Annotated in this window: 9 protein-coding genes; 2 read left to right on the top strand and 7 right to left on the bottom strand. The window is 42.7% G+C overall.

From position 1 onward, the window contains the following. Positions 1-288: 288 nt before the first annotated feature. Positions 289-795 (bottom strand): hypothetical protein, encoded by a 507-nt coding sequence (locus ACT3QQ_RS10330; RefSeq protein ID WP_444527950.1) that lies wholly within the window; start codon positions 793-795, stop codon positions 289-291. A gap of 298 nt (positions 796-1,093) precedes the next feature. On the opposite strand from ACT3QQ_RS10330, the gene ACT3QQ_RS10325 reads away from it, so the two are divergent. Beyond that, positions 1,094-1,924 (top strand): HAD family hydrolase, encoded by an 831-nt coding sequence (locus ACT3QQ_RS10325; protein WP_444527949.1) that lies wholly within the window; start codon positions 1,094-1,096, stop codon positions 1,922-1,924. A gap of 103 nt (positions 1,925-2,027) precedes the next feature. Here ACT3QQ_RS10325 and ACT3QQ_RS10320 read toward each other — a convergent pair whose 3' ends face one another. Together ACT3QQ_RS10320 and ACT3QQ_RS10315 are read right to left on the bottom strand one after the other, a co-directional pair. Further along, the gene (locus tag ACT3QQ_RS10320; RefSeq protein WP_444527948.1) at positions 2,028-3,647 is read right to left on the bottom strand and encodes an AbgT family transporter; all 1,620 of its coding nucleotides are present in this window, start codon (positions 3,645-3,647) and stop codon (positions 2,028-2,030) included. 332 nt (positions 3,648-3,979) lie between these two features. Continuing rightward, the gene (locus tag ACT3QQ_RS10315; RefSeq protein ID WP_444527947.1) at positions 3,980-4,807 is read right to left on the bottom strand and encodes a 3-oxoacyl-ACP reductase; all 828 of its coding nucleotides are present in this window, start codon (positions 4,805-4,807) and stop codon (positions 3,980-3,982) included. Between the two features lie 352 nt (positions 4,808-5,159). Here ACT3QQ_RS10315 and ACT3QQ_RS10310 point away from each other — a divergent pair, with 352 nt between their 5' ends. Beyond that, positions 5,160-6,293 (top strand): ABC transporter substrate-binding protein, encoded by a 1,134-nt coding sequence (locus ACT3QQ_RS10310; RefSeq protein WP_444527946.1) that lies wholly within the window; start codon positions 5,160-5,162, stop codon positions 6,291-6,293. 81 nt (positions 6,294-6,374) lie between these two features. Here the strand turns inward: ACT3QQ_RS10310 and ACT3QQ_RS10305 are convergent, their stop codons facing one another. From ACT3QQ_RS10305 to ACT3QQ_RS10290, 4 genes are all read right to left on the bottom strand, one after another. After that, positions 6,375-7,586: an FUSC family protein gene (locus ACT3QQ_RS10305; protein ID WP_444527945.1), complete on the bottom strand. Its 1,212-nt coding sequence runs from the start codon at positions 7,584-7,586 to the stop codon at positions 6,375-6,377. Between the two features lie 167 nt (positions 7,587-7,753). Beyond that, positions 7,754-9,175: a glutamate synthase subunit beta gene (locus ACT3QQ_RS10300; RefSeq protein ID WP_444527944.1), complete on the bottom strand. Its 1,422-nt coding sequence runs from the start codon at positions 9,173-9,175 to the stop codon at positions 7,754-7,756. Between the two features lie 218 nt (positions 9,176-9,393). After that, a complete protein-coding gene (gltB, locus tag ACT3QQ_RS10295; RefSeq protein WP_444527943.1) occupies positions 9,394-13,857 on the bottom strand; it encodes a glutamate synthase large subunit in 4,464 nt (1,487 codons plus the stop codon). 868 nt (positions 13,858-14,725) lie between these two features. Continuing rightward, entirely contained in the window at positions 14,726-15,775 is a 1,050-nt protein-coding gene (locus tag ACT3QQ_RS10290; RefSeq protein WP_444527942.1) for a hypothetical protein, read from the bottom strand. Between the last annotated feature and the right edge of the window lie 61 nt (positions 15,776-15,836).

Genomic DNA, 15,836 nt, shown 5'->3' with positions numbered 1-15,836 from the left:
TATCAACCTCTATCATAATGAAATTATAATACAAAGGTTGGCTAAACGGATTAAAAATTCTTATTCTAAATGTGGAAAAGCCTACTCTATATTTGCCTATGGCCGTATTTTTTTTAGACAGGCTATGACAATATTTTTCTTTATCAACCTGCTACTGCATACCTTAAGACTCCACTTGATTACCACATGAGTACATCGCAAAGATAAGTCATCATTCATTCTTAACAAAAAGCCGCCTACAGCAGGTATAGACGGCTTTATTACATACCAACTGAATGAGCTAACGTATCAATACCGACCCATCTCAATTGTTGTTTCCGCAAGTACCGAATCGCCTTGCCATGCTTGTACATCTACCGTGTATAGATGGTTTTTACCACCAGAGCAAGGTGGTTTGTATGAACCTCCTGCCTCGCCTTTACGGCTACGGTATTCTGCGACCATCTCAATACCTACTGGCACTTCGTAAGTATGGCCAAATACTCGTGGCACCTCTGCGCTCGTAGCATCTTCTGGTAGTGCAAACTCTACAATGCCATGTCCACCATGTTGCATACGTTTATTGCTTACATCGTTGTAGACGAATACCAAACTTTCCGCGCCTACTGGAATATCTGAGACTGTCATGCTGGGCGTGGCTGGACTTTTACCATCATAGTTCAGACATTGCTGCCCTTCAGGTATTTGTTTACCGTCCCAAGCAGCATCGTTAAATTTAACTTCCATTGCAAGAGCATTAGTAGATAAAGCCAATGTTGCCAAAACGGTAACCGATTTTAAGGTGAAAAACTTCATACTTATTCCTTTAGGTAGCTGCTGCATTAATAATGATAGTCCATCTCATTTTGTAGATTAGTTTTGATAATTGAATATCACCTTATAATAAATCGATACGATTGAGTTAATCATACCGTTTAGCATTTTTGTTAATCCTCTGGAAAGGCGATGAGCAACTTCACTAGTCATCATACGAATACAGAATCAGCAAGTATGTTTATAGCATCATAGGTTACTCGATAGGTACTTATCTGATTAGGTGCGTTGTAGTAATATCTAATGTATTATCTAGACGACTAAAAATAATAGGATCATCATGTTTATCGAAGATAAGATTGCCACAGAAAGTATGACTATTAAGATTTCGACACCCAAAATTATCTTTTTTGACATTGATGATACTTTGAGTCGTAACAGTATTATCGCTGAACATAATAAGGCCACGCTTGAGCAGCTTGCTGATACCGATATTAAGCTAGTGATTTCGACTGGTCGTTCTAAAGCCATATTACCTGAAGATATTTTGTCGTTGCTTGATGCGGGCATATTGAATGCCATTATTTGTATGAATGGGCAATATAGTTTTGATAAAAATGGCCAAATCAGCCACTACCCATTATCCGCTGAGCAAACAGATAAAATCGTGCGCCTGTGCCAGCAGAGTGATTTGATTCATAAGTTTGATTCTGCTACTCATATCGCTTGGTCAGGCGAAAATGAACGTTTGCGCGAGTTCAATGCTGTCACGCCCAATTCTATTGTTGATCCTGATTACTACAAAACACATACCGTCTATCAGTGCTCGGTATTTTTTAATAACCAGCAAGAAAAAATGCAAGACATCGACTTTGCCCAGTATGATTTAAAACTGGTACATTGGCATCAGATTGGGGCCGATATATTACCGGTCGATGCGTCCAAGGCGCGAGGTATTATAGATGTCTGCAAATATTATGGGGCGGAAGCAAGTGAATGCATGGCGTTTGGTGACGGGTTCAATGACTTAGAGATGTTTGATCTGGTTGGGTTTGCTGTGGCAATGGGAGATGCGCAGCCAGCTTTAATAGAACGCGCTGATTTCGTCACCGGAACGATTGAAGAGTATGGTATTCAAACCGTGCTTAATCAGCTAGATATAAAGTGGTAAAAACATCCAAGTAAATGAAGCTATTAACATTCAATAAAAAAAGCCCTTACTAAATCATTAGTGAGGGCTTTTAGTTATCAGTCTATTTTCTATCACTATCTAATTATTGTGCTGGATAAAAAGTCTCTGACCCTGGACCGACTGGCAAACCAAGTACAAATACCCAAACAGAGAACAAGATTGTCCAACCAATCAAAAACGCCATCGAATATGGCAGCATCATTGCCATCAACGTGCCGACACCTGTGTTCTTTTTATAGCGCATAGCCACTGCCAGAATAAGGCCAAAATAACTCATCATAGGTGTGATAATGTTAGTGGTCGAATCACCGATACGATAGGCTGCCTGAATCATCTCTGGCGCATAACCTGTGAGCATCAGCATAGGCACGAAGATAGGTGCGGTCACAGCCCACTGTGCTGACGCCGAGCCAAGCATCAAGTTAACAACTCCACATATCACGATAAAACCAATCAACAGCAAAGGCCCAGTGAGGCCAATATCGCTCAAGAAAGTCGCGCCAGATACGGCCATTACTGAGCCCAAGTTTGACCACTTAAAGAACGCGGTAAACTGCGCAGCAAAAAATACTAATACGATATAAATACTTAACGAGCTCATGGCGTTGCTCATAGCATCAACGACGTCTTGATTACTCTTGATGCTACCGGTAATCTTACCGTAGATGTAACCTGGAATCGCAAAGAATACAAAGATAAAGACCACAATACCTTTTAAAAATGGTGATCCTGATACTAAGCCTGTCTCTGCATTACGCAGGATGCCATCGGCAGGCACTACTGTCCACGCCAGCAACAAGCAAAATATCAACATACTGACACCTGCCCACAGTAGGCCCTTTTTTTCAAGCGCCGATACTTTTTCGATTGTCGTCTCTAGTACAGAGGCATCATCAGCATCTTTAGGGTTGTACTCCCCTAAACTTGGCTCAACAATTTTTTCAGTAACAAAGTAACCTAGACCACTGATCAAAAATGTACTGGCGATCATAAAGTACCAGTTAGCCTCTGCACCAACGGTATAAGCTGGATCAATGATACGCGCCGCTTCTTGAGTAATCCCTGATAACAAAGGATCGACCGTCCCAAGCAACAAATTAGCGCTATAGCCACCAGAAACGCCAGCGAAAGCCGCTGCAATACCAGCTAATGGGTGTCGACCCAGTGAGTGAAAGATAACTGCTGCAAGCGGTATTAACACCACATAACCTAACTCAGCAGCCGTGTTCGACATGATGCCTGCGAACACGATGGTAAAGGTGACCATCTTTTTGGGAGCATTCATGACCAGACCTCGTAGCGCAGCTGATATCATGCCAGAGTGTTCAGCGATACCGACACCCAGCAACGCTACTAGCACCGTACCTAGCGGCACAAAACCAGTAAAGTTGGTCACAAGATTTTCGACGATACGAGCCAAGCCCTCACCGTTTAATAAGTTGACGACTTCGATCATCCCATCAGCGCTACGTCCGCTTGTGCCCTCTGGTCTTGGGTCAATCACTGACACACCAAGATACGACATGACAGCTGAGAGCACCAACAACAGCACAGACATCCAAACGAATAAAATAACAGGATGCGGCAATAAGTTACCGAGCCACTCGACGCCCTTTAAAAACCGCTGCATACGAGAATTTTGTTCTGCTGCATCAAAATCATTATGTGGCGGACTGCCATTTGGCGAATTACTTCCTTGCATATCCCATTGCTCCAATCAAAACTTAAGCACAGTGACTGTACTTAAGGTATATAAGAAATTGATAAAAGAATGAAATTGAAACATAGTTGACAATTAGAAACAAATATTTTTGTATTAACAAACAAAAAGTTTGTAACTATATACAACCTATAAATCACAAGAATCTAAGAATCTAAGAATCTAGTAATAAAATAGAAAAGGCGACAAATTGGAATACATCCAACCTATCGCCGTTTAAAGATATCTCGAGGCTAAATAGGTGTGATTTCCTATTTTGTAAAATGGCAAATAAGCTAACACGCAGTATATGGAATTTTAGTACCTATCTGCTATCAAGGCATGGTTAAGCCACCATCGACAGCGATAGATTGTCCAGTAATAGCCATACTCAAGTCAGACGCCATAAGCAATACCGAATTGGCAAAGTCAGCGACCGAAGTCGCTTGGCGTAGCGGCGTTGTAGTAGCGATATAATCAAATACTTCCTCAGTGGTTAAGCTGCTTGCGTCGGTCGTTTTTAAAAGCCCACCTGCCAGTAGGTTAACTCGAATACCATATTGTCCTAGCTCGCTTGCCAAGTTACGCGTCAGCCCAATGAGTGCTGATTTAGCAGTGGTATAGTCGTAATAAGTAACCACTGGATTGTAGACGAGATTGGTCGAAATATTAATAATTTCACCCACTTGCTGCGCTTTCATCTGCGGCAATACTGCTTGTACTGTATTAACAGCACCTTTAACAATACCATCCATTTGCTGCGAAAAATGCGACCACTTTACGGTCTCGATACTGGTGTACGCAGCACTTGGATTGAACTGATAACTCGGTAAGGCATTATTGACCAATATATCGATACGACCATAACGAGTGACAACTTCAGCTGCCATTGCTTGTACCTGTTCAAGCTCGGTGACATCCGCCTGATAAGCAAATGCTTGACCGCCTGCGCAGATGATATCGGCCACTACCCTCTCAGCAGCTTCTTTACTGTTAAGGTAGTTGACGCAAACGGTTGCGCCTGCCGCTGCCATTTGCTGAGCAATCTGTGCACCAAGCCCACGACTGGCTCCAGTGACTATGGCGACTTTATCTGTGAGCAAGGCTGGTATAGCTGAGTGGCTTTTATTCAAAACGTTTTGAGTTGAAGTGCTTTCGGTCATTGTGCTGTATCCTTTATTATTATGGTATGGTCAAGGTTTATTACCTCTGAGCTTACGTTCATCATACTCCGATCAGTGCCAATCATAGCATGGTTATATACTATCTTTTTCCGACTCGACGTCAGCAGTTTGCTAGCAACTTTACTCAAAGCCATCTGCCATTAAGTCAGTTTTGCTACTCATCTCATTGGGCCAACCGGCTATCTTTATTAGTATCACTAAGCATTGCCTTAACAATACCCCTTTAAATTGTACAAATTAATGGCCATAATAGTTTTATTGGCCATGTCAGGCTTTTGGATTTTTTATTGGATTTTTCTGATTTGCATTATTTTTATTTAGGAGAGATATTTTGACCCATTTATCATCGTCCCATCCAACTACTCATACCTCGACTAGTGTCGGTCGTATAGTACCAAGAGCATTATTAGCAGCGGCTGTCGGCTTGGTGCTTGCCAGCTGTAGCAACTCTGATAATGCTGCAGATGGCAGCACTGCAGCGAGCAATGAGACGCTGAACCTTTACAACTGGTCAGAATATATGCCGCAAGAGATTTTAGATGGTTTTGAAGAAGAGACTGGCATCTCGGTCAACTACACCACCTTTGACTCTAATGAAGCTATGTATGCCAAGCTTAAGCTACTCGATGACTCAAGTCAGTACGACCTGGCTGTACCATCGACATATTATGTCGAAAAGATGGCGAAAGAAGGACTACTACAAGAGCTAGACAAATCTAAATTGAGCAACTTCAAGAATCTTGATACTTCATTTACCAATACTAAAGTTGATCCTGATAATAAATACTCTATCCCTTATATGTGGGGCAGCACAGGTCTAGCAATCAATGGAGATAGCGTTGATCCTGCGACAGTTAATAGTTGGAATGATCTATGGGATCCCAAGTATAAAGGGCAAGTCATGCTGACCAATGACGTGCGAGAAGTGTTCGGTATGGCGCTATTCACCCTGGGTTACTCAGGTAACAGTAGCAATCCCGATGAAATCGAAGCCGCTTATAACAAGCTCACGACGTTAATGCCAAATGTTAAGACGTTCAACTCAGACGCCACACGCATGCCATATATGGAAGGTGAAACCTCAGTGGGTATGAGCTGGAATGGCGAAGCGGTAATTGCCAATGATGAAGGTCTCACTAGCTTGGTTTATAAGTACCCTAGCGAAGGAGCTATCTTATGGATGGACAACTTTGTCATTCCTAAGAATGCTAAGCAAGTAGATGCTGCACATAAATTTATAGACTATCTATTGCGTCCTGAAAACTCAAAAATCGTGAGTGAAGAGATTGGCTACGCCTCACCAAATATAGCTGCACGCGAGTTGATGGATGAAAGCGTACAAAACAACCCAACGATTTATCCTTCTAAAGAAGTATTAGCGAAAGCTGAATTCCAAGAAGATGTGGGCGATGAAGCATTACAAGTGTATCAGCAGTATTGGGATAAGCTAAAAACTGGTCGTTAATCGTTTTGACTTAGCATTTTAAGAACAAAGTAGACTTTTAAAATAAAAACGCTGATCATAGATGGTCAGCGTTTTTGTGCATTATAGATGTAAATCTCTCTCACCACCTTTCTCTTTCATTCTGCGCTGCTCGCGGCGTTGATAACTCAATCCAGATGCAGCAAACCAATGCAGCTTAGACGTTTGCAACAAGTCGCTCAGCTGTTGTAATTGAGTTTGCAAGGTTTGAGTCAACCAAAAATACCCCTGCCATTCAAATGCTAGATGCTGCACGCTCGGATACTCCGAGACAGCAATACGAGTAATAGGGCGAAATACTTCATCGCTAGGACTCCGCAATACTGCTGCCATATGTTGCATCGCTTGGGTTAGTTCATTCTGATAATGTACCAATAAAATATGATTTTCTTCGTCAATCTCAATATTTGCCAAGCGCGGCGCAGCACTTAATAGTAAGTCAATCGTTCCAATAATATTACGATGGGTACGCTGAATTGTCTCGAGCGTTCCCTTTTCAATACCTGACTCACTTGCTGTCGCAGCGATATGTGGTCGTACAGCCAGCAGGCGTTTATTAATTTGCTGTAGCTCTGTGAGCAACGCTTTGTTAACAGGTACTTCATCCATGGGAAATAGCTTTGTATTTTGCTGTTGAATTAAATCATCTTTGACTTGATCAGTAGTAACAATGTGTTTACCGACACCAGCATAAAGACTGCTACAAGCATCAAGGTTGCTGCTTAATAGAAATCGCCACATCAACGTCGACTTCAACGGCAAAATCAGTGTCACAGTCACCGAAACACCAGTGCCTAACAAAATATTTAGGGCACGGTATATACCGTCTTGGCTCATGTTACCTTGGCCTAAGTTTGAGACAATCATCAACATCGTAATACCAGTCAGTAAGCCTGTATATCCAAGATTCCTGACTGCCAAATAACCAATAACACTACTGACGAGACCGATAAGCGCATAATACACCCACACCCATGCGTTCACGCTGTCATTGAACCACAGAATACCGAATGCTGCGATAATACCAAATATGGTACCCAGTATTCTCTCTTTGGCTTTGGTATAAATAGCGCCTTGATACTGTAATAAACCCAAAATGATGAACACAGTGATCGTCGTCCACTCTCCATGTGGAAAACCAGTAAGCACATTAACTATCAAAGCAAATATCACTGCCGCACCTAAGCGTATGGCATGCAAAATATCCGCATATTGATAACGGGTATAAGGTTCAATAAACGGAGATATGACACGCTGCCAAAGGATTGATTTCACGTAAGGCTACTCTTTTTAATTGATAAATAAAACGGACGAACATGCTATAAGCCACACCACTATTTACAATAGTAATAATCAAAAAAACGTCTCTTGCCTACTAAAAGACAAAAGACGTTTTACGCTCAAACTCTATTCACAAACTGCTGAACTTAGAATAAGTTCGACTACACTTCTAAGAAGTCTAATATACCTTCCGCTGCTTCACGGCCTTCCCAGATAGCTGTGACAACCAGATCAGAACCACGTACCATATCGCCACCAGCAAAAATTTTAGGGTTCTGAGTCTGGAACCTAAAAGTTTGCTTTTCGGCTGCTAGTACACGACCAGAGCTATCCATTGCTACTTGCTGAGACTCAAACCAGTCAGCGGGGCTCGGACGGAAGCCGAATGCCATAATGACTGCATCACATGGAATGATTTCTTCAGAATTAGGAATAGGCTCAGGACGTTGACGACCACGGTTATCTGGTGCACCCAACTGAGTAGTAACGACTTTTACACCGTTAACTTTACCGTTTAGGCCAATAATTTCAGTCGGTTGACGATTGAATAAGAACTCAACGCCTTCTTCACGAGCATTGACCACCTCGCGGCGTGAGCCAGGCATATTTTCTTCGTCACGACGATAGGCACAAACTACTTTTTCGGCGCCTTGACGGATACTGGTACGGTTACAGTCCATTGCTGTATCGCCGCCACCGAGTACTACCACTTTCTTTCCTTTAAAATCGATATACTCTTCAGCGTCTTTTTCCCAATCATTACAACGATTCACGTTGGCAATCAAGTAATCTAGTGCATCGTATACACCTTCCAACTCTTCTCCAGCAAAGCCACCGCGCATATAAGTATAAGTACCCATACCCATAAACACAGCATCGTATTCGCTTAACAATTCATCAATAGTGACATCTGTACCAATTTCTGTCTCTAAACGAAACTCCATACCCATGTCTTCAAAGATGACACGGCGATTGCGCATAACATCTTTTTCCATTTTGAATTCAGGAATACCAAATGTCAGTAAGCCGCCAATCTCAGGGCGTTTATCAAAGACAACTGGTTTAACACCATTTCTGACTAAGATATCCGCGCAACCCAGACCTGCTGGTCCTGCACCAATGATAGCAACTTTTTTATCTGTCCAAACGACTTCAGACATATCTGGACGCCAGCCAAGTGCGAATGCGGTATCGTTGATATATTTTTCAACATTACCAATGGTCACTGCGCCAAAGCCATCATTTAGCGTACAAGCGCCTTCACACAAACGATCTTGTGGACAAACTCGTCCACACACTTCAGGCAATGTATTAGTACGGTGGCACAATTCAGCTGCCTGAAATATCTGGCCTTCTGTGGCCAATTTTAGCCAGTTAGGAATATAGTTGTGTACTGGACATTTCCACTCGCAGTAAGGGTTACCACACTCAAGGCAGCGATGCGCTTGCTGAGCAACGGCTTCGTTTTCGAAAGGTTTATAAATCTCAACAAACTCTGTTGAACGCGTTGCAATATCTTTTTTGGTTGGATCAAATCTTGGTACATCTAAAAACTGGAAGTTATTTTCTAAGCGTTTTGCCATGGTGCTATCTCTTTTATATAAGGCTCTTTTGCAGTGGGTGGTGACAGTCTACGATGTTTGGTTTGTCTACAATCTAAGACACATATCGCTACTGCCACGTACCTGCTGAAAACCTGTGAGTTAAAACGTTTCTAAAAACGGAACGCTGGCTACCCTAATTAAAGTCACTGTCGATCCATCAATGCAATCCATTGACACGATCAACAGGTACGGGTCGGCTATTGCGGGTCGGCCATGGTAGTTTTAAGAAGGCTTGCAATGTTCGCCGCTTTTGGCTTAACCAAATAGAACTTACGAACATAGTGCTCAAAATCATTCAGAATTGTCTGACCCCACGCACTACCTGTTTTATCTACATGAGCTTCAATCACTTGTTGCAAGTGAATGCGATGCTCTTCTGTTTGCTCGCTTGAAATACGGTTTAGATCGATTAGCTCATGGTTACAACGATCAAAGAAGTCACCTTCCATATCGAGTACATAAGCAAAACCACCCGTCATACCAGCACCGAAGTTCAGTCCAGTACGACCAAGAATTGTGACGATACCACCCGTCATATACTCACAGCAATGGTCACCTGTGCCTTCGATGACTGCATGCACGCCAGAGTTTCGAACACCAAAGCGCTCACCTGCTGTACCAGCAGCATATAGCTTACCGCCAGTTGCACCATATAAACAGGTGTTACCAATGATGGCTGTTTCTTGTGCCGTAAAGTTTGAGTCTTTCGGTGGATAAATAACAATCTCACCACCTGCCATACCTTTACCCACATAGTCATTGGCATCACCTTCAAGCTCAATGTTTAGGCCGCCAGCATTCCATACACCTAGACTTTGCCCTGCAGTACCAGTTAGACGAAGCTTAATTGGCATATCGTTCATGCCAAGGTTGCCCCAAACTTGAGCAATCTCACCTGAAATACGAGCACCGATAGATCGATCACAGTTGCCAACAAAGTAGCTATAATCGCCACCTGCACCTTTGCGAATGTTTACAAGCATATCGCTAATCATCTGCTCAGCAAGCAAGCCTTTATCAAATGGTTCGTTACGCTCTACCTGACAAGTTTGTGCTTTACCCACGCTGGCTGGATGACTAAATAGCAACGGCGTTAAGTCAAGATGACGCTGCTTACCAGTATTACCTTCTAGAATATCAAGTAAGTCAGTACGACCGACCAGCTCTTCCATGCTACGAACGCCTAGCGCTGCTAACCATTCACGCGTTTCGGTTGCAACAAACTTAAAGAAGTTAATGAGCATTTCTGCTTCGCCAATGAAGTGCTCATCACGTAGCTTGGCTTTTTGAGTAGCAACACCTGTTGGACAGTTGTTTAAATGGCAGATACGTAAGTATTTACAACCGACCGCAATCATCGGTGTAGTGCCAAAACCAAAGCTCTCTGCACCTAAGATCGCAGCTTTTACTACGTCCAGTCCTGTTTTTAGACCACCGTCAGTCTGGACACGTACTTTGTCACGTAGTCCATTCACTCGTAGAGACTGGTGAGTCTCAGCCAAACCTAGCTCCCATGGCGAGCCTGCGTGATGGATAGACGATAGCGGAGACGCTGCTGTACCACCATCATAACCCGAGATCGTAATCAAATCGGCATAGGCCTTTGCAACACCTGTCGCGATCGTACCAACACCTGGACGTGATACCAATTTAACCGATACCAATGCATCTGGATTAACTTGTTTCAGATCAAAAATCAGCTGTGCCAAATCTTCGATAGAATAAATATCATGATGCGGCGGCGGTGAAATCAAGGTCACACCTGGTACCGAATAACGCAAACGTGCAATCAGTGCGTTGACTTTACCGCCAGGTAGCTGTCCACCTTCACCAGGCTTGGCACCTTGGGCTACTTTAATTTGCATGACTTCAGCGGAGCGAAGATAGGCAGGCGTTACCCCGAAACGACCAGAAGCAACTTGCTTAATCTTTGAGTTGCGCAATGTACCATAGCGCGCAGGATCTTCACCGCCCTCACCAGAGTTTGAGCGACCACCGATGGTATTCATAGCCATCGCAATCGACTCATGCGCTTCAGGAGATAGCGCGCCTAATGACATGCCAGCTGAATCAAAACGCGTCAAAATCTTAGAGATATCTTCTACTTCATCGACATCAATACTGTTGTCAGTTTTCAATTGCAATAAATCACGTAAAGTAGCAACCGGACGGCTATTAACTAAATCTGCATAGTTACGGTAATTATCGTAATCACCTGTACGTACTGCTGTATGCAGGCTGTTAATCACATCAGGGTTAAACGCATGGTACTCTTTATTAAAGACAAACTTGAGCAGACCGCCCTGATCTAGAGGAGCACGACGCTTAAACGCATTAGCAGCCAATTGGGCTTGGTCAGCAGCAAGATCTGCAAAGGTAGCACCTTTGATACGGCTTTGTACGCCCTTAAAGCATAAATTGACGACTTCTTCTGATAGGCCAACTGCTTCAAACAGCTGCGCACCGCGATAAGAAACAATGGTAGAAATACCCATTTTTGATAAGATTTTTAGCAAGCCTTTATCCAAGCCTTTACGGAAATTAACGCGGGCTTGAATCGGATCACCAAGTAGTTCACCAGTAGCAACCAAATCATCAATAACATCATATGCCAGATATGGGTACACACAAGTCGCACCAAAGCCAATCAATACCGCTATTTGATGCGAGTCACGAGCAAGACCCGTCTCAATGATTAAATTAGCATCGGTACGGATACCTTGCGCGATTAGATAATGATGTACAGCACCAGTAACCATAATGGCGTTAGCTGGTACTTTGTCTGCATCGATATCTTTATCTGACAAGACAATCAGTGTATTGCCTGAGCGAATGTTATCTGCCACTTGCTCACAAATAGCCACGATAGCATCAGATAGCTCTAGAGTACGGTCATAGTTTAGATCAATGCGAGCCATCTTGAACGCTGGGTCGTCCAAGGTTTCAAGCTGCTGCATTTTGCTGGCTGACAATACTGGCGATGACAAAATAATACGATGCGCATCTCTCGCAGATGGCGCAAATACGTTAGTCTCAGCACCTAAGCAGGTCTGTAATGACATTACGATTGATTCACGTAATGGATCGATTGGCGGATTGGTCACCTGTGCAAACTGCTGACGGAAAAAGTCACCGACATGGCGAATTTGCTGCGACAGTACAGCCATTGGCGTATCATCACCCATAGAGCCGACTGGTTCTTGACCATTTTCAGCGTTAGGGCGAATGATTTCTGTACGCTCTTCATTAGTGATGTGATACATCTTTTGTAGCGCTTTTAGCTGCTCACCGCGACATGCTTGCGTTGCCAGTGTTTCTTCTAGACGTTCATCATCACGGACACGTGTTGCTTCTTCACGCAACCATTTACGATATGGATGAGCCGTTTTTAGTAAAGTTGCAATAGCCGTTGTATCTAGAATTTGACCTGTCAGAGTATCAATGACCAGCATTTGACCAGGTCCAACGCGACCTTTTGCCAATACATCTTGTGGCTCATAATCCCAAACACCCACTTCTGATGCAACAGTGATATAGCCATTCTTGGTGGTTACCCAACGTGACGGACGCAAACCGTTTCTATCGAGCATACAGACCGCATAGCGTCCGTCTTGAATAACTAGACCTGCTGGGCCGTCCCATGCTTCCATATGCTGCGAGTAAAACTCATAAAACGCACGCAGATCCATATCCATGCTATCAACATTTTGCCATGCTGGTGGTACCAATATAGACATTGCATGAAACAGGTTCATACCGCCAGACATTAGTACTTCAAGCATATTATCTAAGCTCGATGAATCTGAACCAGTACTATTTACAAGTGGTGTCAACTTATTTAAGTTAGGCAGTTTGTCTGACTTTAGCTTTGGCGTACGGGCTTTAGACCAGTTGCGATTACCTGTGATAGTGTTCAACTCACCATTGTGAGCAAGATAACGGAATGGCTGTGCCAATGGCCAGCGCGGTAACGTATTAGTGGAGAAACGCTGATGGAATACCACGATATGTGATGCCAAACGCTCATCTTGCAAATCCAAGAAAAACGCTGGTAAATCTGAAGGCATTACCAAGCCTTTATAAATAATAGTCTGACAACTCAATGAACAGACATAGAATAGCTCATCATCTGTTAAGCGCTGCTCTGCTTTTTTGCGCGCGACAAACAGTTTACGATTGAAATCATCAGCTTCTAGATCATCTGGCGCGTTAACAAACACTTGCTTAAAGTCTGGCAACGTCTCACGACCAATCTCACCAACAATGCTCAAATCAAGTGGCACATCACGCCAACCAGCCACTTCTAATCCTTGGGCTGTAATTTCATCGCTTAATATTTTTTGGCTATGTTTAGCTTTATTGCTATCTAAATTAACGAACACCATACCAACGGCAAAATTGTCCGTAATTGCAAACTGCTGCTCGTCAGCAATCTGTTTAAAAAAGTCGGTAGGCGTCGCTAATAGTAAGCCACAACCATCACCAGTTCTACCGTCAGCAGCAACACCGCCGCGATGTGTCATACAACTTAAACTATGAATGGCAGTTTTTACCAAATCATGGCTTGCTTCACCCTCAATATGGGCAATTAGGCCAAAACCGCAATTATCAGAAAAATCATCTGGCGTAGCCAAGTGTGTTTGTGAGGAAATCATTGACATAGCTTGTCCTTTTAAGTAGACGGGCAGCTTACATTTCCAATGCGGAGTATAAGCTGGTACCCGTAAGCAGAACGGGCTGATAGTGGATATTCGTGTGTTCGAATTGGCAAATAGTGCAATGCTCGATAGACATCATACTCTAAGGGGAAGTAAACCCTTGACCCTCCTGGTCGTTAGCTGATGTCTTGACATGTGGTCCGTGTATCAAAAGATAGTAATTAGCAGCCCTTGGCAACGGGTGGATCTACACCCTTAGATGCCTGTTACTCAATCCGTGATAGCTAATGCCATCCATTTAAGCATTGTTTGTTATGTTGTCATGTTTAACATTTAAAGTTAAGCATATAACGACTTAATAACGGTGCATTTGTTTATCTTGAATATCTGACGCTCTGTATTCAAGCACTTTGTTTACCCTAAAAAGAGTGACAATAAGAGAGGTTGCGTCACTTACAATAACCTTATTATAGATGGTAAGTAACCGCGCTTGAGACAATAATATTTAGTAAATAACTCTAAAAACTACGAAAAAACCACTAAATAATTGTTAAATAGACATTTTTTACGATAACTATACAGAACGTCGCCCACAGTTATATTAGTTAATGATTGTCAAAAAATCTAGTCTTTTCTATCGATTCATTAGCCATAAATTGTAAGAGAACTTATTACTATTGGTTATGAGACAAATAAAACTACTATGAAAATTTTAATGTGAATCGTATATACGCTACTTAATAAAAGGCCTTAGTGATACTTAGCGTTAATAGTCAGTCTTTTGTTACAACGATAAAATTGTTTTATATGATGTCAAAAAAAACCCACTAACAAGGCAGCTAGTGGGTTTAATTAATCCGGTGAATAAGAATTAATTACTCTTATCTTCTATTAGTGCTTTCATACTATCACTGTTATTTGTAGCAGAGTTAGCATCAGCGCTTTTACCGTTAGCACTTGAACTGTTGTTCGTGCTACTAGGCGGTTTAGGTGTTGGCACTACTGGTAACTTCTTACTCGTATTACCCTCTTCAGCTGGCTTATCTATGTTATTTGTGTCTTTCGACGATGCTTCAGATATTGTTTGCACCTCACCACCAACCGTGCGCTCTTCACTAACAGACAACGTGGCAGAAGTATCTGCTGACTGACGAATACTTTTTTGAGCACTGCTATTGTTTGCGCTGCCTTGGTTGCCACGATTACCGTTAGCTGCTTGAGCAGCGTCCACTTCTTCTTGTGAACGCGCTGGCACTTCTTGCTCAGTAGGTTCCAAATCAACGGCACGTGTACGTTTTGTACTCAAATCTTTTATTGGATCGGAACGCTCATAATTATCAATAATACTAACATACCGATTAATCTCTTCTGGTAATACACGTACATTGTTAGGTAATTTAAAGTCTATCAACTTTGCGGCCCCTACCGCTTCTTGCGGGCTACTCATAATCCCATAAGTCAGCATATAACGGACCTGTTTTTCATCATCAAGATAACGAAAATAAGCAAATTTATTGCGATCTTTACGGCCTTCTAAGTAACTAACAATCACGTCGTTCTCAGCAACATTCATTACTTGGACGGTCCACTTACCCTTATTAGCCAGCAAATAACGCTTGTCTTTGAATTCATCAGGATAATCGCGTAAATCTTGAAACGCAGTATCGAAATCAATAGGCTGCACATCAGTATCTAGCTCATGCAACGATTCAACTTTCAGCGGCTGCTCAAACTCTTCGTCCAAAACTTCTGGAGCTGATATTGGTGCATTTTCAATTTTGGCGCCCCTGGCTGGCGTTTGACTGAACATCCATACTAACGCTGTGGCTACCCCTAACAGTAGGGTCACTATTAGCCAAATCAATGCTTGACGGCTGTATGACTGGCTAGCAGTATGCGTTTTTGTTTTTGATGTTGCCATGAGGCGGTCCTTGATAAACACATGTTTAGCAGCATAGTATAAATGCTTATTCAAACTAGGG

Source organism: Psychrobacter sp. AOP7-A1-24, assembly GCF_052376235.1.
GTDB lineage: Bacteria > Pseudomonadota > Gammaproteobacteria > Pseudomonadales > Moraxellaceae > Psychrobacter.
This window is presented reverse-complemented; position numbering and strand designations above follow the sequence as displayed.